The organism is Lelliottia sp. WB101 (assembly GCF_003051885.1).
GTDB lineage: Bacteria > Pseudomonadota > Gammaproteobacteria > Enterobacterales > Enterobacteriaceae > Enterobacter > Enterobacter nimipressuralis.
Genome location: NZ_CP028520.1, coordinates 1,995,170 through 2,012,379, shown reverse-complemented (window position 1 = coordinate 2,012,379; position 17,210 = coordinate 1,995,170). Strand labels below are relative to the sequence as shown.

Sequence of the window (17,210 nt, the reverse complement as noted above, 5' to 3'; positions counted from 1 at the left end):
TCAGAGCTGTGCAAACCCCCCGTCCCCTGCCCATCCTGCAAGCCGGGAATAGACCGTTTCTACCGCCGCTTTTATCGCGGGAGTCATCGGATAATAAAAGCCGACAATATCCGGCTGAATGCCCAAAAACAGCACCTCGCCCACGTCGTCTTTAATCTGATCGACCAGATAGTTGAGCGGCATATTGTGGGTGGTCATCATGAACATCTCAGCAATATCGTCCGGGTCGATGAGGCGGATTTCGCCCGGGTTTAGCCCCATGTCGGTGGCATCGACAATCAGCAGCCGGTCCGGGCGCAGCTCGCGAAGGGCAACCACGTCATTTTCCGGCGCGCTGCCGCCGTCGATCACCTGCCAGTTACCCTGCGGATTTGCGAAGCACATTTCCGCCAGCAGCGGGCCTGCGCCGTCGTCGCCCATCATGCTGTTACCCACACACAGTAAAACGTCAGTCACGTAATCTCCTCACCATCAGGTAGATGGCGCTCTCCTGATGAATATCATGCAGCATACTGAGCACCGTTTTGCTCCACGCCTGCTGCTCAGGGGTTTGCACTGCGAGCGCCGCATCGAAGGCATTCGCCAGCATGGCGATATGATTGCTGTCGATGATGATCTCGCCATACTTCGGCACACCTTCCATTTTGCGTCGTGCCGTGCTGCCCGCCTCCAGCGTGCCGATCCACGCCAGATAGTCCTGCCACGGACAGCTCAGCGCCGCCTCTAAACAGTCGATCACCCCGAGATGGTGGCCAATCGCCAGGCTGTAATAGACCACCTGCTGGGCCGCATCCGGCGTCGCGTCGTTCTCATCGATAAATTTACGGCTCAGCTGACTGAACACCACCTTTTCACTCATCGGATACGCGCCTCATCCACCACCTGGTCCAGGTTTGCCACGATCTCGTTCAGACGCGGATCTTTCTCCGCCTCCAGCCAGCGTGCCACCTGATGCTCGCCCTGGCTCAACAGACGGAGATAGTCATCAGCAATCTGGCGGCCATAGCGATACCCGGCGAGGCGTCGCGCCGTGCGATCGACCTTCACGCGCAGAGGCTGCACCATATCCGGATGCAAAATCTGCGCGGGCTGATTGTCCAGCTCACCCGGGGCGCGAGCGTGAATTTTCTGCTCCAGCAGACCCAGCGCCATAGCAAAACCGTACAGCGTCGCCGCGGGCGTCGGCGGGCAGCCAGGGATATACACATCCACCGGCACGATTTTGTCGGTGCCGCCCCACACGCAGTAGAGATCGTGGAAGATCCCGCCGCTGTTGCCGCAGGCGCCGTAGGAGATACAAATTTTGGGATCCGGCGCCGATTGCCAGGCGCGCAGCGCCGGAGATCGCATCGCGCGCGTCACCGCGCCGGTAAACAGCAGAATGTCCGCATGGCGCGGGGATGGCACCACTTTGATACCAAAACGTTCGGCATCAAACAGCGGCGACAGGGTGGCGAAGATTTCGATTTCGCAGCCGTTGCAGCCGCCGCAGTCCACGCGGTAGACGTAGGCGGAACGTTTGATGTTTTTCAGCAGGGAGGCTTTCATGCTCGCGATGGATTCGTCCACCGTCATCGGCACCGGAATGCCGTTATCGTCGCGCGGGCCGAGTAAATTATTCATCAGCTGGCTTCTCTCATGTGGCGGGTGATATCAATGCGGTCGGACGGCAGCAGGCATTTCTGACGCTTGCATTCCGGGCAGGTTTCAAACCCTTCCCGGTGCATTTCGGCGCGCGCATCACCGTTGTGTTTCAGCAACGCAATGGCGTAGTCGATCTCTTTTTGTACGGCGAACGGATGCTGGCAAACGCGGCAGTGGCACAGGTCAAAACGCGACTGCTGGAGGAAATCCTCTTTTTTCCACACCGCCAGCTCGTACTCCTGCGACAGCTTAATCGCCGCCGTCGGGCAGACCTCTTCACAGCGGCCACAAAAAATGCAGCGCCCGAGGTTGAACTGCCAGGCCAGCTGATTCGTTGCCAGATCTGTCTCTACCGTCAGGGCATTCGACGGGCAGGCGTTAACGCACGCCGCGCAGCCAATGCACTGCTGGGGGTTGTGCTCTGGTTTGCCGCGAAAGTTTTTGTCGACCGGCATCGGCTCAAGCGGATAACGGCTGGTGACCGTACCGGTTTTGATCACTTTTTTGATAAAGGTAAACATGACGGTTCCTTATTTCAGCGGCGAGTTCTTGCGCTCGATGCTGTAGCGTTCAAGCTCTTTGTACGGCACCACCTGGCTTTTCTTCTTGCGCACATCCACCACCGTCATGCGGTCGGTACAGGAGTAGCAAGGATCGAGGCTGCCGATGATCAGCGGCGCATCAGAGACCGTATTGCCGCGCAGCATGTAGCGCAGGGTCGGCCAGTTGGCGTAGGTCGCCGCACGGCAGCGCCAGCGGTAGAGCTTCTGGTTGTCGCCAGTCATGCTCCAGTGGATATCATCCCCGCGTGGCGCCTCGGCGAACCCGAGCGCAAAACGGTTCGGGATGTAGGTAAAGCCTTCCACCGCCAGCGGACCGCCGGGCAGATTATCCAGACCAAAGTCGATCATATTCAGGGCGGTAAAGACTTCGTTGATGCGCACTTTCAGACGCGAGATAACGTCGCAGCCCTGCTCGCTGTGTACGGTCATCGGCAACAGACCGTAACCGACAAACGGGTGATCGGCGCGGGTATCGCGGGCGTGACCGCTGGCGCGCACCATTGGGCCGACGTTGCTGAAGTCGCGGGCGATCTGCGGATCGAGACGGCCCACGCCGACGGTGCGCTGCTCGATATTCGGCGTGCTCAGAAGCATATCCACCAGATCCTGCACATCGCGGCGCATCTGCTGTGCCAGCAGGCGGGTCTGGATCATGTCGTCTTTCAGCAGATCGCGGCGAATCCCGCCGATCAGGTTCAGGCCGTAAGTTTTACGCGCCCCGGTGAGGATTTCCGCCATCTTCATCGATGCTTCACGCACGCGGAAGAACTGCATAAACCCGGAATCAAAGCCGACGAAGTGACAGGCGAGGCCGAGGTTCAGCAGGTGCGAGTGCAAGCGTTCGACCTCCAGCAGAATGGCGCGGATCATCTGCGCCCGCTCAGGCACCACAATGCCCATGCCGTTTTCCACCGAGGTGGTATATGCGGTGCTGTGGGCAAAGCCGCAGATGCCACACACGCGATCCGACAGGAAGGTGACTTCGTTGTAACCCATACGGGTTTCCGCCAGTTTTTCCATGCCGCGATGGACGTAGAACAGGCGGTAATCGGCGTCGATAATGTTTTCGCCGTCGACAAACAGGCGGAAGTGGCCCGGTTCATCGGAGGTGACGTGCAGCGGGCCAATCGGCACCACGTTGTTCTTTTTGCTGCCGAGTTCGTTGATGAACTCGTAGGTTTCGCTGTCGGTCGTCGGCGCCGGACGCTGGCGATAATCCATGCTGTCTTTGCGCAGCGGATAGAGTTCATCCGGCCAGTCGTCGGGCAGCACCAGACGGCGTTCATCCGGCAGGCCAACCGCCACCAGGCCGTACATGTCGCGCACTTCGCGCTCGCCCCAGACGGCGGCAGGCACGCGCGGCGTGACGGACGGGTATTCCGGTTTATTCGGATCAACTTCGACGCGCACCGTGAGCCAGCACTTCACTCCCTGCTCCATCGACAGCACGTAGTAAACCGCGTAGTTGCCGCACAGCTGACGCTCATCGTTGCCGAACAGTACCGATAGCCAGCCGCCCTGCTGGTAATAGAGAAACTCCACCACTTCCGGCAGGTAGTTCACCTTGATGGTGACGGTGATCTGGTCTTTGGTCTGCCAGCTCTCCTCCAGCACCACGCCGGGAAACGCCTGATGCAGTGCGGCAAGATACTGTTGACCTACTTTTTCTTCAGACATGCTAAGACTCTCTGTAATCACGCCACCAGCAAGGAGACGAAGGCTAAAAATGCGAACCCAAAACCGGCCCAGGTGATGCGCGACGTGGCGTTGAAACGCAGTCGCGCCATGCTGTTTTCAAACAGCGCGATAATCAGCACCCCCGCCACCAGCTTGAGCACGGCGATAACCACTGCCAGCAGCAAACCCGCCGCCGAGAAATGTGTCATCTGCCCCCACGGGAAGAAGACGCCGACAAACATTTGCAGGACCACCAGCTGTTTAAGGCTGATGCCCCACTTCAGCACCGCAAAGCCGTAGCCGCTGTACTCCGTGAGCGGCCCTTCCTGCAGCTCCTGCTCCGCTTCCGCGAGGTCAAAGGGCAGCTTTCCCATCTCAATAAAGGTGGCGAAAGCACAGGCGCAGAGCGCCAGCAGCAGCGGAACGGTGCGCGTAACCGGCCAGTGATAAACCGTGTCAGTGATAAAGCTGATATGGGTGGAACCCGCGACCTGCGCGGCCACCCACAGGCCCAGCAGCAGGATCGGTTCCACCAGCACGCCGAGCATCGCTTCACGGCTGGCGCCGATACCGGTAAACGGACTGCCCGTATCCAGCCCTGCAATCGCAAAGAAAAAGCGCGCGATAGCGAAGAGGTAGATCAGGGTGATCAGATCGCCGAGCACCGGCAGAGGCGACGCGACGGTCACCACCGGCAGCGCGGTGGCGATGGTCAGCATCACGCCGACCATCACGAACGGCGTCAGGCGGAACACCCAGCCGGACGCATCCGGGGCGATGCTCTGACGGCCCATCAGTTTGATGAGATCGCGGTACTCCTGAAGCACGCCCGGACCACGACGGTTGTGCATCCGGGCGCGGGCCACGCGGGTAATGCCCGAAAGCAGTGGCGCAACGGCGAATAACACCAGCGCCTGAAGTAATGCCAGTAACAGACTCATGTCAGGCTCCTCGTGAAATCACAATCACCACCAGCACCGCCAGCTCGATCACGGCGAGACGACGGAACAGCGTCGGCGCAGCCGCGCTTTGCCAGCCGGGAATCACTTTCACCGGGTTCAGCGCGTGGCGCAGTTTCAGGACAAAGGCGAAGTTCTCTTTCACCGGCATTGCAAAACCGTGGGCGGTGATGACCATCGATTGTTCATGCTCGTACCCGCATGCCCATGCCGTACCGCGTGAGCGCGCAGGCAGACGGTCGCGTTTGAAGAACATCATCAGCACCAGCGGCAACAGCGGCGCGGCGATCAGCAGCAGGGCAATCATCGGCTGGGAAACGGCGGTGTGCGCGGTCGTGAGCGGTAGCGGAACCGCACTCCCCAGCAGCGGCAGCAGCCACGGCGCGGCAACCCCACCCGCGATGCAGCACAGGGCCAGCAGAACCACGCTTGCGGTCATCAGTGCCGGTGCACTGCGGGCATTTTCTGCCTCCGGAGTACGCGGTGCGCCAAGGAAGGTGACGCCGTAGACTTTCGCCATACACATCACCGCCAGCGCGCCGGTGATCGCGAGGCCGACCGCCAGCATTGGCCCGAGCAGACGAGCAATAAAGAGGTCGCTCTGACCCAGCGCAAAGAAGGACTGATAGATCACCCACTCACCGGCAAAACCGTTGAGCGGCGGAAGTGCGGCCATCGCCATCAACCCCACCAGCATCGCGAGCGAAATCAGCGGCATTTTTTTACCGATACCGCCCAGCTTTTCGATATCGCGATGCCCGGTGCGGAACCAGACGCTGCCCGCCCCCAGGAACAGAGTGCTTTTAAACAGGCTATGGTTAACCAGATGGTACAGCCCGCCGATAAACCCGGCGGCGACCAGCGCCGGATGGTTCAGTGCCAGCCCCGTTACACCCGCGCCTAAGCCAAGCAGGATGATGCCGATGTTTTCCAGGGTGTGATACGCCAGCAGACGCTGGATGTTGTGCTCCATCAGGGCGTACAGCCCGCCGACAAAAGCGGTGATCATCCCGGCAATCAACAGCACCACGCCCCACCACAGCGGCGGTTGGCCACCGATAAGCGAAAGCGTGAGGATGCCAAACAGACCGACTTTCATCACCACCGTCGAGAACAGCGTCGCGGCGGGCGCTGACGCAGTGGCGTGTGCCTGCGGCACCCAGCCGTGCAGCGGAATAATCCCCGCCAGCAGACCAAAGCCGACCACGCCAGAAAGCCAGATATCGGCCCCAAACGGCAGCAACTGCGCGCGGGCACTCAGCAGATCCAGGTCAAGCGTGCCGTAGCGCTGCCACACCAGCCAGCAGGTGAGCGCCAGCAAAAGGGTGCCGAGACGCCCCAGGAAAAACCACAGTTTCCCGGATGGGCTGCATCCCGTTAGGAACACCCCGCACAGCGCCATGATCTCCGCCATTACGACCAGCGCGGCCAGGTTGCTGGCCACCACGGTACAGACGGCGGCGGCGAGCAGCAGATTGACCAGCAGGCCGTTCGGTTTGGTCTGCGGGTGACGGTGCCAGTCAATATTAAACAGACTGACAAACAGCCCGCACAGGCCAAAGGTCACCAGCCAGATCGCATTCAGCGGCGTGAGCTGAAGAGTGTGGCGAATCAGCGGCATCACGCCTTCTGCATGGACACCCTGCGTCAACACCATGAATCCGGCTATCGCCGTGATGACACTCCCCGCCGCGCCGCCGATTCCGGCAATCCATCCGCTGAGGGGTTTGTGAAAAGAGAAGACCAGCGCCAGCACCGCCGTCGCAGCAAAGCAGGCTACGGCGCTGTTAATCAGATAGACAGCGTTCATTTCGCCCCCTCGTTTTGCGCCTGAAACAGCGACAGATCGCCAAAGTCGGTATTAATGGTCAGTTCGCGTTTGCGCTTACTGGTGCGAGCGATATCGTGGATATTGACCAGAATCAGCGCTTTAGTTGGGCAGGTGCGTACGCAGGCGGGGCCTTGTTCGTCAAAGCTGCACAGATCGCACTTCACCGCCACGGCGCGCACGCCCGGCACCCAGTCCAGCAGGGTACTGACGCGAGCCGGTGCGGGAGGCGCTGGTGGCGCTTTTGGCGAATTGGCATTGGCCGGAATATGCAGCGGGCGGCTGCCAGAAAATTCAATCGCGCCAAACGGACAGGCGATGCCGCACAGTTTGCAGCTTACGCACAGGCTTTCGTTCAGCTGAACAGCGCCATCGATACGGTTGATGGCATTCACAGGACAGACGCCCGCACAGGGGGCGTCCTCACATTGATGGCAGAGCTGCGGGGCAGACTCTTTTTCATTACGCATAACGCGCAGGCGCGGCATGGACTGCAGCCCGTGCAGGCGGTGTGTTTCGGAACACGCCGCTTCACAGGTGTGGCAGCCAATACAGACCGTCGAGTCAGCAATTACAAAACGGTTCACCGGGTAGTCCTCAGGACAGTGTCATTTTTGACGACGGACGTGCCATATCGACACATCTCGACACGCAAGCATCAGGCCGTGTGCGGTTCGCTGGTAAGCGACTGCAAATTCACCGGCAAATTGTGCTCGACCGCGGAATAGAGGCCGTTGTAAACCGGCGCGATTTTTTCCAGATAGTGTTCAAGCACCTGGTGGCGATCGCGGGTGCTGACGTGGCCGTCAACCATGCCGTCGATCATCAGCTGCGCCTGTGCAATCCGCTGTCTGTCGCCGTCTTTGGTCTCGACGTGATACTCAATGACGTGGCTGTTAAAGGCATCGGCCAGGGTGACGTAAATCGTAAAGTGGCCGAACAGGATGAAGCACAAATCCTCTTGCGCCGCACAGCTCATCGCGTGGTGCAGATGGGCTTTTGACAGGGTGATGCCCTGAACCAGTGAGTTGCAGTAGAGGTGCCACTGCTCCTGTAATTGTTGATGGCGTTGCGCAATGTAATCCGCTTTTTCGCTAAGTTCCCAAATAGTCATCTCAGGTATCCGGTTAATGGAGATAGCGGCTGTTAAGCAGATTTTGTGCCAGTTTTTATCTCACTGATAATTAATGATTTATAAATAAAACAGACTGTCAAAATGCGTGTGTCGACGTGTCATTTCGTCAGCGCCGTCATCGACACTCCCTTTCCTAAATTAGGCTGGCATCGTTATTGCATCACCGCCCCAAATCACCGAGGAGGCGTCATGCACGAAATCACCCTCTGCCAGCGAGCGCTGGAACTTATCGAACAGCAGGCGAAGCAGCACCACGCAAAACGCGTCACCGGCGTATGGCTCAAAGTCGGGGCATTTTCCTGTGTCGAACCGGGTGCCCTCACCTTTTGCTTTGAGCTGGTGTGTCGCGACACGCTGGCAGAAGGCTGCGAGCTGCATCTCGAAGAGCAGCAGGCCGAATGCTGGTGCGAGACCTGCCAGCAGTACGTCACGTTGCTGTCATCGAAAGTGCGAAGCTGCCCGCAGTGTCAGAACACCGGGCTTCGCATCGTCGCGGACGACGGTTTGCAGATCCAGCGCCTCGAAATAGACCAGGAGTAAATCATGTGTAGTACCTGCGGTTGCGCCGAAGGCAACCTGTATATCGAAGGGGACGAGCATCGCCCCCACTCCGCGTTTCGCTCCGCGCCCTTCTCTCCCGCCCCGCGCAAAGTGGCGGCACTGACCGGCATCACTTTTGCCCCGAAGCAGTCTGACGCGGGCGATCTGCACTACGGCCACGGCGAAGCGGGCACGCATGCGCCGGGCATGAGCCAGCGCAAAATGCTGGAGGTCGAAATCAACGTGCTGGATAAGAACAACCAGCTCGCCGCCTGCAACCGTGCGCGTTTCGCCGCTCGCCAGCAATTAGTGCTGAACCTGGTGTCCAGCCCCGGTTCCGGTAAAACCACGCTGCTGACGGAAACCCTGAAGCGTCTGAATCACCGCGTCTCCTGCGCGGTAATCGAAGGCGATCAGCAGACCGTTAATGACGCGGCGCGCATTCGTGAAACCGGCACCCCGGCCATTCAAGTGAATACCGGCAAAGGCTGTCACCTGGATGCGCAGATGATTGCCGACGCCGCGCCGCGTCTGCCTCTTGCCGATAACGGCATTCTGTTTATCGAAAACGTCGGCAACCTCGTCTGCCCGGCCAGTTTTGATCTCGGCGAACGGCATAAAGTGGCGGTGCTGTCGGTGACGGAGGGCGAGGACAAGCCGCTGAAATATCCGCATATGTTTGCCGCCGCCTCGCTGATGTTGCTTAACAAAGTCGACCTTCTGCCCTATCTCAATTTTGACGTTGAGAAGTGCCTGGCCTTTGCCCGGGAAGTAAACCCGGAGATTGAAATTTTGCTGGTTTCCGCCACCAAGGGCGACGGCATGGAGAGCTGGCTGGCCTGGCTGGAGAACGAACGATGTGCATAGGCGTTCCGGGACAAATCCGCGATATCGACGGTAATCAGGCCAAAGTGGACGTCTGCGGCATACTGCGCGATGTCGATTTAACGCTGGTGGGCACTGTAGACGAAAACGGTGCCTCGCGCCTCGGCCAGTGGGTTCTGGTGCACGTCGGTTTTGCCATGAGCGTGATTAACGAAGCCGAGGCCCGGGACACCCTGGCGGCGCTGCAAAATATGTTTGAAGTGGAGCCAGACGTCGGCGCCCTGCTGTTTGGCGAGGAGCGATAAATCATGCGCTACGTTGATGAATATCGCGCGCCGGAACAGGTGATGCAGCTTATCGCGCACCTGAAAACGCGCGCTGCCCGGCTGGATTACACCGCAGAGCGCCCGCTGCGCATCATGGAAGTGTGCGGCGGCCACACCCATGCGATCTTTAAATTCGGTCTCGATCAGCTCCTGCCCGATAACATCGAATTTATCCACGGCCCTGGCTGTCCGGTGTGCGTGCTGCCGATGGGCCGCATCGATAGCTGCATTGAGATTGCCCGCCAGCCGGACGTCATTTTTTGCACCTTCGGCGACGCGATGCGCGTGCCGGGGAAAAACGGTTCGCTGATGCAGGCCCGCGCACACGGCGCGGATGTGCGTATTGTCTACTCGCCGATGGATGCCCTGAAGCTGGCGGCAGAGAATCCGGCGCGCAAAGTGGTCTTTTTCGGCCTGGGGTTTGAAACAACCATGCCTGCCACGGCCATCACCCTACAGCAAGCAAAAAAGCAGAATCTGACCAACTTTTTCTTTTTCTGTCAGCACATTACGCTTATCCCGACCCTGCGCAGCCTGCTGGACGAACCCGACAACGGGATCGATGCGTTTCTGGCACCGGGCCACGTCAGCATGGTGATAGGCACCGAGGCCTATGGGTTTATCGCCGCAGAGTATCATCGCCCATTAGTGGTAGCTGGATTCGAACCACTTGATCTACTACAAGGCGTGAACATGCTGGTTGAGCAGAAAATAGCAGCCTTGAGTTCGGTAGAAAATCAGTACCGCCGCGTGGTCCCCGATGCGGGCAACCGGCTGGCGCAGCAGGCCATCGCCGAAGTGTTTAGCGTCGAAGGCGACAGCGAATGGCGCGGACTGGGTTTGATCGCGCAGTCCGGCGTGCATCTGACCGCCGCGTATCAGGCATTCGACGCCGAAGCGCATTTCCGCCCGCAGCCGCAGCAGGTGTGCGACGATCCCCGTGCCCGCTGTGGGGCGGTGTTAACCGGCAAATGCAAACCGCATCAATGCCCGTTATTTGGCAACACCTGTAATCCGCAAACGGCGTTTGGCGCGCTGATGGTCTCGTCCGAAGGGGCCTGCGCCGCGTGGTATCAGTACCGCAATCAGGAGTGTGAAGCATGAAGACGGTGGAAATGGCCCACGGCAGCGGCGGCCAGGCGATGCAGCAGCTAATTGGGCGGCTGTTTATGGCGGCCTTCGATAACCCCTGGCTGGCTGAGCAGGAAGATCAGGCGCGTATCGCGCTCTCTTCCCTCACCGCGCAGGGTGACCGGCTGGCGTTTTCCACCGACAGCTACGTCATCGACCCGCTGTTTTTCCCCGGCGGTGATATCGGCAAGCTGGCGGTGTGCGGCACGGCGAATGATGTGGCGGTAAGCGGGGCAATTCCACGCTATCTCTCCTGCGGCTTTATCCTCGAAGAGGGTCTGCCGATGGAAACGTTAACCACCGTCGTCAACAGCATGGCGCAGACCGCACGCGACGCAGGCATCGCCATTGTCACCGGCGATACCAAAGTGGTGCAGCGCGGTGCGGCAGACAAACTGTTTATCAATACCGCAGGCATGGGCGCGATCCCGGCGGAGATCCACTGGAGCGCGCAGCAGCTTACCGTCGGTGATGTGCTGCTGGTGAGCGGCACGCTGGGCTGTCACGGCGCGACGATCCTGAATCTGCGCGAAGGGCTGGGGCTGGACGGCGAACTGCGCAGCGACTGCGCGGTGCTGACACCGCTTATCCAGACTTTGCGCAACTGCGCAGGCGTAAAAGCCCTGCGCGATGCCACGCGCGGTGGCGTAAATGCGGTCGCCCATGAGTTCGCAGCCACCAGCGGCTGCGGCATTGAGCTGGTAGAAAGCCAACTGCCCGTCAAACCGGCGGTGCGCGGGCTGTGCGAACTGCTTGGCCTGGATCCGCTAAACTTTGCCAACGAAGGCAAACTGCTGATTGGCGTTGAACGCAGCGCAGCCGAAAACATACTGGCACAGCTGCGTAGCCATCCGCTGGGGCAGAACGCCGCGATCGTTGGGGAGGTGGTGGAGCGCAAAGGGGTGCGACTGACCGGCCTGTATGGCATCAAGCGCACACTGGATTTACCACACTCAGAACCGTTACCCCGAATTTGCTAGAACCGCGCGAAAAGCGGTCAGCACTGTTTCTCTTTTTTTGCCAGTTTCTTTGGAAGCGATATGTCGTATACACCGATGAGCGATCTTGGACAGCAAGGGCTGTTTGATATTACGCGTACACTTTTACAGCAGCCCGACCTGGGTTCACTGAGCGATGCCCTCACACGGCTGGTCAGGCAGTCAGCCCTCGCAGACAGCGCCGCGATTGTGCTCTGGAACAGCACCAGTCATCGCGCCAGCTACTATGCTACGCGCGATAACGGCAAGCCTGTCGAATATGAAGATGAAACGGTGCTGGCGCACGGCCCTGTGCGTCGTATTCTGTCGCGCCCGGACGCTCTGCACTGCAATTTCGACGAGTTTCGCCAGGCCTGGCCACGGCTTGCAGAAAGCCCGCTGTATGCGCCCTTCGGTCATTACGGCCTGCTGCCACTGGCGGTGGATGGGCGTATCTTTGGCGGCTGTGAGTTTATCCGTAACGCCGATCAGCCGTGGAGCGAGGCGGAGTACGAGCGCCTGCATACCTTTACGCAAATTGTCAGCGTGGTGGCGGAGCAGATCCACAGCCGGGTCACGGATAATGTCGACTACGATCTGCTGAGCCGCGAGCGTGATAACTTCCGCATTCTGGTCGCCATCACTAACGCGGTGCTCTCCCGGCTGGACATGGACGAGCTGGTGAGCGAAGTCGCCAAAGAGATCCATCACTACTTCAAAATAGACGCCATCAGCATCGTGCTGCGGGGTCATCGTAAGGGCAAACTGACCATTCATTCCACGCACTATCTGGATGAAACTAACCCGGCCCATGAGCAGAGCGAAGTTGACGAAGCCGGAACCTTGTCCGAACAGGTGTTTAAAAACAAAGAGATGCTGCTGCTCAATCTGAGCGAGCGCGACGAACTGGCCCCCTACGAGCGAATGCTGTTTAACTCCTGGGGCAACCAGATCCAGACCCTGTGCCTGCTGCCGCTGATGTCCGGCAACACCATGCTCGGCGTACTGAAACTGGCCCAGTGTGAAGAGCACATCTTTACCACCACCAACTTAAAGCTGCTGCGCCAGATTGCCGAGCGCATCGCCATCGCCCTCGATAATGCGCTGGCGTATCAGGAGATTCACCGCCTGAAAGAGCGGCTGGTGGATGAGAACCTGGCCCTGACGGAACAGCTGAACAATGTCGACAGCGAATTCGGCGAGATCATTGGCCGCAGCGACGCGATGTTCAGCGTGCTCAAGCAGGTGGAGATGGTGGCCCAGAGCGACAGCACGGTGCTGATCCTCGGCGAAACCGGCACCGGTAAAGAGCTGATCGCCCGCGCGATCCACAATCTGAGCAACCGCAACAGCCGCCGAATGGTGAAAATGAACTGCGCGGCGATGCCGGCAGGACTGCTCGAGAGCGATCTGTTTGGTCACGAACGCGGGGCGTTTACGGGCGCAAGTACCCAGCGCATCGGTCGTTTTGAACTGGCCGATAAAAGCTCGCTGTTCCTCGATGAAGTGGGCGATATGCCGCTGGAGTTGCAGCCAAAACTGCTGCGCGTGCTGCAGGAACAGGAGTTCGAACGCCTCGGCAGTAACAAACTGATCCAGACCGACGTGCGCCTGATCGCCGCCACTAACCGCGATCTGAAAAAGATGGTTGCCGATCGCGAGTTCCGTAACGATCTCTACTATCGCCTGAACGTGTTCCCGATTTGCCTGCCTCCCTTGCGCGAACGCCCGGACGACATTCCGCTGCTGGTCAAAGCTTTTACCGCCAAAATCGCCCGCCGGATGGGGCGCAATATCGACAGTATTCCGGCGGAAACCCTGCGCACGCTCTCCGCGATGGAGTGGCCGGGTAACGTCCGTGAGCTGGAAAACGTTATTGAGCGGGCAGTGCTGTTAACGCGCGGCAACGTGTTACAGCTCTCTCTGCCGGAGCTGATGGTTGCAGAAAATCCGCTGCCTGCGGCAGAACTTCCGCAGGAGGGTGAGGACGAATACCAGCTGATTGTCCGCATTCTTAAAGAGACCAACGGCGTGGTCGCCGGGCCGAAGGGTGCCGCCCAGCGCCTGGGGCTGAAGCGCACCACGCTGCTTTCACGCATGAAACGGCTGGGTATTGAGAAGGATATGCTGGTCTAGACGAAATATGCCGTGCCCGGCACGGCATCACGTCTTCGGACGATATTTTTCCGGCAGCTCTGGCACCGGGCGGCGATCGTCAATCAGATGACGAATCGTCAAAATCGGGTGACGCCACAGCATTCGCGGCCCTGCCCAGCGCATAATCTGCTTCATCTCTTCGCGTTTTGCGGGCTGGTAACAGTGCACCGGGCATTGCTTGCAGGCGGGCTTCTCTTCACCAAACACGCATTTATCCAGACGTTTTTCCGCATAGGCTTTCAGCGCCTGATAATGCCCTGCCTCATGTGTGGCCGCCGGGCATTGCTGTTCATACAGCGCAATCATTTTCCCGATAGTCTCTTTTTCGCGGGAGAGGCGTTTTCCTGACATGTCACGTTACCGGTTAATAAAGTGCATTTATAATACATTTTTATATCCCCTGTTTCAGCCCGATTTCATCATTTGCATTTCATTTTCTGAAGGCCGCTTCCAGTTTTAAACCGACTCCCGGCGCATTTTACTGGTATTTTATACAGGTAAATCTAAAGCCATCCTGGCCGCTGTTAAGGGAGTTTTTATGTCTGACATGATCATTGCTCAACCCCATCGCCATCTTAAAGTGGGCTACTACAGAAAGCGTCACGAAGATCGGAAGACCAAAATTCCGAAGCGCTACAGCGTACATCCCGCCCTCAGCCTGAAAGGCGACTGGCTGGAACAGGCAGGATTTAAAACAAATTCGCAGGTGCGGGTGAGGGTCGAACACGGGAAATTGCTCATTGAGCTGATGGATGAAGCGGCGGCGTAAACTCGCGACTTTTTACTGCTCCACGCCATTTTTTCATGCGACAATAGAGGGAATTAACGAGCTGTGGGTCGCTCAAAACGCAACAATTTCAAAGAAATGGATATCATAACTCCATGAGCACAATCGACAATTTAACCGCGCATACCCCGATGATGCAGCAGTACCTGAAACTGAAAGCTCAGCATCCGGAAATTCTGCTGTTTTATCGTATGGGCGACTTTTACGAGCTTTTCTATGACGATGCCAAACGGGCGTCGCAGCTGCTCGACATCTCTCTGACCAAACGTGGCGCGTCAGCAGGTGAACCGATCCCGATGGCCGGGATCCCGCATCATGCAGTGGAAAACTATCTGGCGAAGCTGGTGAATCAGGGTGAATCCGTTGCCATCTGTGAACAGATAGGCGATCCGGCGACCTCCAAAGGCCCCGTCGAGCGCAAGGTTGTGCGCATCGTTACGCCGGGTACCATCAGCGACGAAGCGCTGTTACAGGAGCGTCAGGATAACCTGCTCGCCGCCATCTGGCAGGACAGCAAAGGCTACGGCTACGCCACGCTGGATATTAGCTCCGGGCGTTTTCGCCTGAGCGAACCCGCCGACCGTGAAACCATGGCGGCAGAGCTGCAACGCACCAATCCGGCGGAACTGCTTTACGCCGAAGATTTCGCCGAGATGGCCCTGATTGAAGGGCGTCGTGGTCTGCGCCGTCGACCGCTGTGGGAGTTCGAAATTGACACGGCTCGCCAGCAGTTAAACCTGCAGTTTGGCACCCGCGACCTGATTGGCTTTGGTGTAGAGAACGCCCCGCGCGGTCTCTGCGCTGCAGGCTGCCTGCTGCAGTATGTGAAAGACACGCAGCGCACCACCCTGCCGCACATTCGCTCAATTACCATGGAGCGTCAGCAGGACAGCATCATCATGGATGCCGCTACGCGCCGTAATCTGGAGATCACTCAGAATCTGGCCGGTGGGGTTGAAAACACGCTCGCGGCGGTGCTCGACAGTACCGTCACGCCGATGGGCAGCCGTATGCTTAAACGCTGGCTGCATATGCCGGTGCGCGATACGGCAGTGCTGAAAAGCCGCCAGCAGACCATTGGCGCGCTGCAGGACCGCTTTACAGAACTACAGCCCGTGCTGCGCCAGGTAGGCGATCTGGAACGTATTCTGGCCCGTCTCGCGCTGCGCACTGCGCGTCCGCGCGATCTGGCCCGTATGCGCCACGCCTTCCAGCAATTACCTGAACTGCGCGCGCAGCTGGCGGAAGTCGACAGCGCGCCGGTGCAAAAGCTGCGCGAAAGCATGGGTGAATTTACCGAGCTGCGCGAGCTGCTGGAGCGCGCGGTTGTGGAAGCACCGCCGGTGCTGGTTCGCGACGGCGGTGTGATTGCCCCGGGTTACAACGAAGAGCTGGACGAATGGCGTGCCCTGGCAGACGGGGCCACTGATTATCTGGATAAGCTTGAGATCCGCGAGCGTGAGCGTCTGGGCCTGGATACCCTGAAAGTCGGCTACAATGCGATTCACGGCTATTACATTCAAATCAGCCGTGGACAGAGTCACATGGCGCCGATTCACTACGTTCGTCGCCAGACGCTAAAGAATGCTGAACGCTACATCATTCCAGAGCTGAAAGAGTACGAAGACAAAGTTCTCACCTCAAAAGGCAAAGCCCTGGCGCTGGAAAAACAGCTTTATGAAGAGCTGTTCGACACGCTCCTGCCGCACCTGGCTGATATGCAGTTGAGCGCAAGCGCGCTCGCCGAGCTGGATGTGCTGGTGAACCTGGCGGAACGCGCTGATACGCTCAATTACACCTGTCCAACATTCAGCGACAAACCAGGTATACGCATTGCCGAAGGGCGTCATCCGGTGGTTGAGCAGGTGCTCAACGAGCCGTTTATCGCCAACCCGCTGAACCTCTCCGCCCAGCGTCGCATGCTGATCATCACCGGCCCGAACATGGGCGGTAAAAGTACCTATATGCGTCAGACTGCGCTTATCGCCCTGCTGGCTTATATCGGCAGCTATGTTCCGGCGCAGAGCGTGGAGATCGGTCCTATCGATCGCATCTTCACCCGCGTGGGCGCAGCGGACGATCTGGCCAGCGGCCGCTCGACCTTCATGGTCGAGATGACCGAAACCGCCAACATTCTGCACAACGCGACGGAAAACAGCCTGGTGCTGATGGATGAGATCGGCCGTGGTACCTCTACCTACGATGGTCTTTCCCTTGCATGGGCGTGCGCTGAAAGTCTGGCTAATAAGATCAAAGCCCTGACCCTGTTTGCGACGCACTACTTTGAACTGACGCAACTGCCAGAGAAAATGGAGGGTGTCGCCAACGTTCATCTGGATGCGCTGGAGCACGGCGATACCATCGCTTTCATGCATACGGTGCAGGACGGAGCGGCCAGCAAAAGCTACGGCCTGGCCGTTGCCGCGCTGGCGGGCGTGCCAAAAGAGGTGATTAAACGCGCGCGCCAGAAACTCCGCGAGCTGGAAAGCCTGTCGCCGAACGCTGCTGCGACGCAGATTGACGGCTCACAGATGTCGTTGCTGACGCTGGCAGAAGAGACCTCCCCGGCGCTCGAAGCGCTGGAGAATCTCGATCCAGATTCTCTGACACCGCGTCAGGCGCTGGAGTGGATCTATCGCCTGAAGAATCTGGCGTAAATTA

General features: G+C 58.8%; 18 protein-coding genes. 8 read left to right on the top strand and 10 right to left on the bottom strand.

Going from position 1 to position 17,210, the window contains the following annotated elements:
• From hycI to hycA, 9 genes are all read right to left on the bottom strand, one after another.
• Positions 1-456, bottom strand: a complete 456-nt coding sequence (gene hycI / locus DAI21_RS09625) for a hydrogenase maturation peptidase HycI (protein ID WP_107702953.1) — start codon at positions 454-456, stop codon at positions 1-3.
• On the bottom strand, positions 449-859 hold the full coding sequence (locus tag DAI21_RS09620) for a formate hydrogenlyase maturation HycH family protein (protein ID WP_107702952.1): 411 nt from the start codon (positions 857-859) through the stop codon (positions 449-451). The genes hycI and DAI21_RS09620 overlap by 8 nt, the downstream gene beginning before the upstream one ends.
• Complete coding sequence (locus DAI21_RS09615) at positions 856-1,623, bottom strand: NADH-quinone oxidoreductase subunit B family protein (RefSeq protein ID WP_100779159.1); 768 nt, start codon at positions 1,621-1,623, stop codon at positions 856-858. Before DAI21_RS09615 ends, DAI21_RS09620 begins: the two co-directional genes overlap by 4 nt.
• Complete coding sequence (locus tag DAI21_RS09610) at positions 1,623-2,165, bottom strand: formate hydrogenlyase complex iron-sulfur subunit (RefSeq protein WP_100779158.1); 543 nt, start codon at positions 2,163-2,165, stop codon at positions 1,623-1,625. Before DAI21_RS09610 ends, DAI21_RS09615 begins: the two co-directional genes overlap by 1 nt.
• A 9-nt stretch (positions 2,166-2,174) precedes the next feature.
• Positions 2,175-3,884: an NADH-quinone oxidoreductase subunit C gene (locus tag DAI21_RS09605; protein ID WP_102105431.1), complete on the bottom strand. Its 1,710-nt coding sequence runs from the start codon at positions 3,882-3,884 to the stop codon at positions 2,175-2,177.
• A gap of 17 nt (positions 3,885-3,901) precedes the next feature.
• The gene (locus DAI21_RS09600) at positions 3,902-4,825 is read right to left on the bottom strand and encodes a respiratory chain complex I subunit 1 family protein (RefSeq protein WP_107702951.1); all 924 of its coding nucleotides are present in this window, start codon (positions 4,823-4,825) and stop codon (positions 3,902-3,904) included.
• A 1-nt stretch (position 4,826) separates the two neighbouring features.
• Positions 4,827-6,653, bottom strand: a complete 1,827-nt coding sequence (hycC, locus tag DAI21_RS09595) for a formate hydrogenlyase subunit 3 (protein WP_107702950.1) — start codon at positions 6,651-6,653, stop codon at positions 4,827-4,829.
• Complete coding sequence (locus tag DAI21_RS09590; RefSeq protein WP_100779154.1) at positions 6,650-7,258, bottom strand: 4Fe-4S dicluster domain-containing protein; 609 nt, start codon at positions 7,256-7,258, stop codon at positions 6,650-6,652. The genes hycC and DAI21_RS09590 overlap by 4 nt, the downstream gene beginning before the upstream one ends.
• A 71-nt stretch (positions 7,259-7,329) precedes the next feature.
• Positions 7,330-7,785 (bottom strand): formate hydrogenlyase regulator HycA, encoded by a 456-nt coding sequence (gene hycA, locus DAI21_RS09585; protein ID WP_100779153.1) that lies wholly within the window; start codon positions 7,783-7,785, stop codon positions 7,330-7,332.
• Positions 7,786-7,995: 210 nt separating this feature from the next.
• Between hycA and hypA the strand changes: the two genes are divergently transcribed.
• From hypA to flhA, 6 genes are read left to right on the top strand one after another with little or no spacing between them, the layout of a single operon-like run.
• On the top strand, positions 7,996-8,346 hold the full coding sequence (hypA, locus tag DAI21_RS09580) for a hydrogenase maturation nickel metallochaperone HypA (RefSeq protein ID WP_107702949.1): 351 nt from the start codon (positions 7,996-7,998) through the stop codon (positions 8,344-8,346).
• A gap of 3 nt (positions 8,347-8,349) precedes the next feature.
• A complete protein-coding gene (gene hypB, locus DAI21_RS09575; protein ID WP_107702948.1) occupies positions 8,350-9,213 on the top strand; it encodes a hydrogenase nickel incorporation protein HypB in 864 nt (287 codons plus the stop codon).
• Complete coding sequence (locus DAI21_RS09570; RefSeq protein ID WP_107702947.1) at positions 9,204-9,476, top strand: HypC/HybG/HupF family hydrogenase formation chaperone; 273 nt, start codon at positions 9,204-9,206, stop codon at positions 9,474-9,476. Before hypB ends, DAI21_RS09570 begins: the two co-directional genes overlap by 10 nt.
• Before the next feature lie 3 nt (positions 9,477-9,479).
• Positions 9,480-10,601 (top strand): hydrogenase formation protein HypD, encoded by a 1,122-nt coding sequence (gene hypD / locus DAI21_RS09565; protein ID WP_102105436.1) that lies wholly within the window; start codon positions 9,480-9,482, stop codon positions 10,599-10,601.
• Positions 10,598-11,608 (top strand): hydrogenase expression/formation protein HypE, encoded by a 1,011-nt coding sequence (gene hypE / locus DAI21_RS09560; protein WP_107702946.1) that lies wholly within the window; start codon positions 10,598-10,600, stop codon positions 11,606-11,608. The genes hypD and hypE overlap by 4 nt, the downstream gene beginning before the upstream one ends.
• Before the next feature lie 60 nt (positions 11,609-11,668).
• Positions 11,669-13,741, top strand: coding sequence for a formate hydrogenlyase transcriptional activator FlhA (gene flhA / locus DAI21_RS09555; protein WP_107702945.1), 2,073 nt, complete (start codon positions 11,669-11,671; stop codon positions 13,739-13,741).
• Between the two features lie 27 nt (positions 13,742-13,768).
• Here the strand turns inward: flhA and DAI21_RS09550 are convergent, their stop codons facing one another.
• Positions 13,769-14,113, bottom strand: coding sequence for a nitrous oxide-stimulated promoter family protein (locus tag DAI21_RS09550; RefSeq protein ID WP_100779146.1), 345 nt, complete (start codon positions 14,111-14,113; stop codon positions 13,769-13,771).
• 187 nt (positions 14,114-14,300) lie between these two features.
• Here DAI21_RS09550 and DAI21_RS09545 point away from each other — a divergent pair, with 187 nt between their 5' ends.
• Positions 14,301-14,531, top strand: coding sequence for a SymE family type I addiction module toxin (locus DAI21_RS09545; RefSeq protein ID WP_100779145.1), 231 nt, complete (start codon positions 14,301-14,303; stop codon positions 14,529-14,531).
• 113 nt (positions 14,532-14,644) lie between these two features.
• Positions 14,645-17,206, top strand: coding sequence for a DNA mismatch repair protein MutS (mutS, locus tag DAI21_RS09540; RefSeq protein ID WP_107702944.1), 2,562 nt, complete (start codon positions 14,645-14,647; stop codon positions 17,204-17,206).
• Positions 17,207-17,210: the final 4 nt, after the last annotated feature.

What these genes read in the sequence shown, in the direction of transcription:
- DAI21_RS09620 (WP_107702952.1), bottom strand. Translation starts at nt 859, where the DNA reads ATGAGTGAAAAGGTGGTGTTCAGTCAGCTGAGCCGTAAATTTATCGAT.
- DAI21_RS09615 (WP_100779159.1), bottom strand. Translation starts at nt 1,623, where the DNA reads ATGAATAATTTACTCGGCCCGCGCGACGATAACGGCATTCCGGTGCCG.
- DAI21_RS09610 (WP_100779158.1), bottom strand. Translation starts at nt 2,165, where the DNA reads ATGTTTACCTTTATCAAAAAAGTGATCAAAACCGGTACGGTCACCAGC.
- DAI21_RS09605 (WP_102105431.1), bottom strand. Translation starts at nt 3,884, where the DNA reads ATGTCTGAAGAAAAAGTAGGTCAACAGTATCTTGCCGCACTGCATCAG.
- DAI21_RS09600 (WP_107702951.1), bottom strand. Translation starts at nt 4,825, where the DNA reads ATGAGTCTGTTACTGGCATTACTTCAGGCGCTGGTGTTATTCGCCGTT.
- hycC (WP_107702950.1), bottom strand. Translation starts at nt 6,653, where the DNA reads ATGAACGCTGTCTATCTGATTAACAGCGCCGTAGCCTGCTTTGCTGCG.
- hycA (WP_100779153.1), bottom strand. Translation starts at nt 7,785, where the DNA reads ATGACTATTTGGGAACTTAGCGAAAAAGCGGATTACATTGCGCAACGC.
- hypA (WP_107702949.1), top strand. Translation starts at nt 7,996, where the DNA reads ATGCACGAAATCACCCTCTGCCAGCGAGCGCTGGAACTTATCGAACAG.
- hypB (WP_107702948.1), top strand. Translation starts at nt 8,350, where the DNA reads ATGTGTAGTACCTGCGGTTGCGCCGAAGGCAACCTGTATATCGAAGGG.
- DAI21_RS09570 (WP_107702947.1), top strand. Translation starts at nt 9,204, where the DNA reads ATGTGCATAGGCGTTCCGGGACAAATCCGCGATATCGACGGTAATCAG.
- hypD (WP_102105436.1), top strand. Translation starts at nt 9,480, where the DNA reads ATGCGCTACGTTGATGAATATCGCGCGCCGGAACAGGTGATGCAGCTT.
- hypE (WP_107702946.1), top strand. Translation starts at nt 10,598, where the DNA reads ATGAAGACGGTGGAAATGGCCCACGGCAGCGGCGGCCAGGCGATGCAG.
- flhA (WP_107702945.1), top strand. Translation starts at nt 11,669, where the DNA reads ATGTCGTATACACCGATGAGCGATCTTGGACAGCAAGGGCTGTTTGAT.
- DAI21_RS09550 (WP_100779146.1), bottom strand. Translation starts at nt 14,113, where the DNA reads ATGTCAGGAAAACGCCTCTCCCGCGAAAAAGAGACTATCGGGAAAATG.
- DAI21_RS09545 (WP_100779145.1), top strand. Translation starts at nt 14,301, where the DNA reads ATGTCTGACATGATCATTGCTCAACCCCATCGCCATCTTAAAGTGGGC.
- mutS (WP_107702944.1), top strand. Translation starts at nt 14,645, where the DNA reads ATGAGCACAATCGACAATTTAACCGCGCATACCCCGATGATGCAGCAG.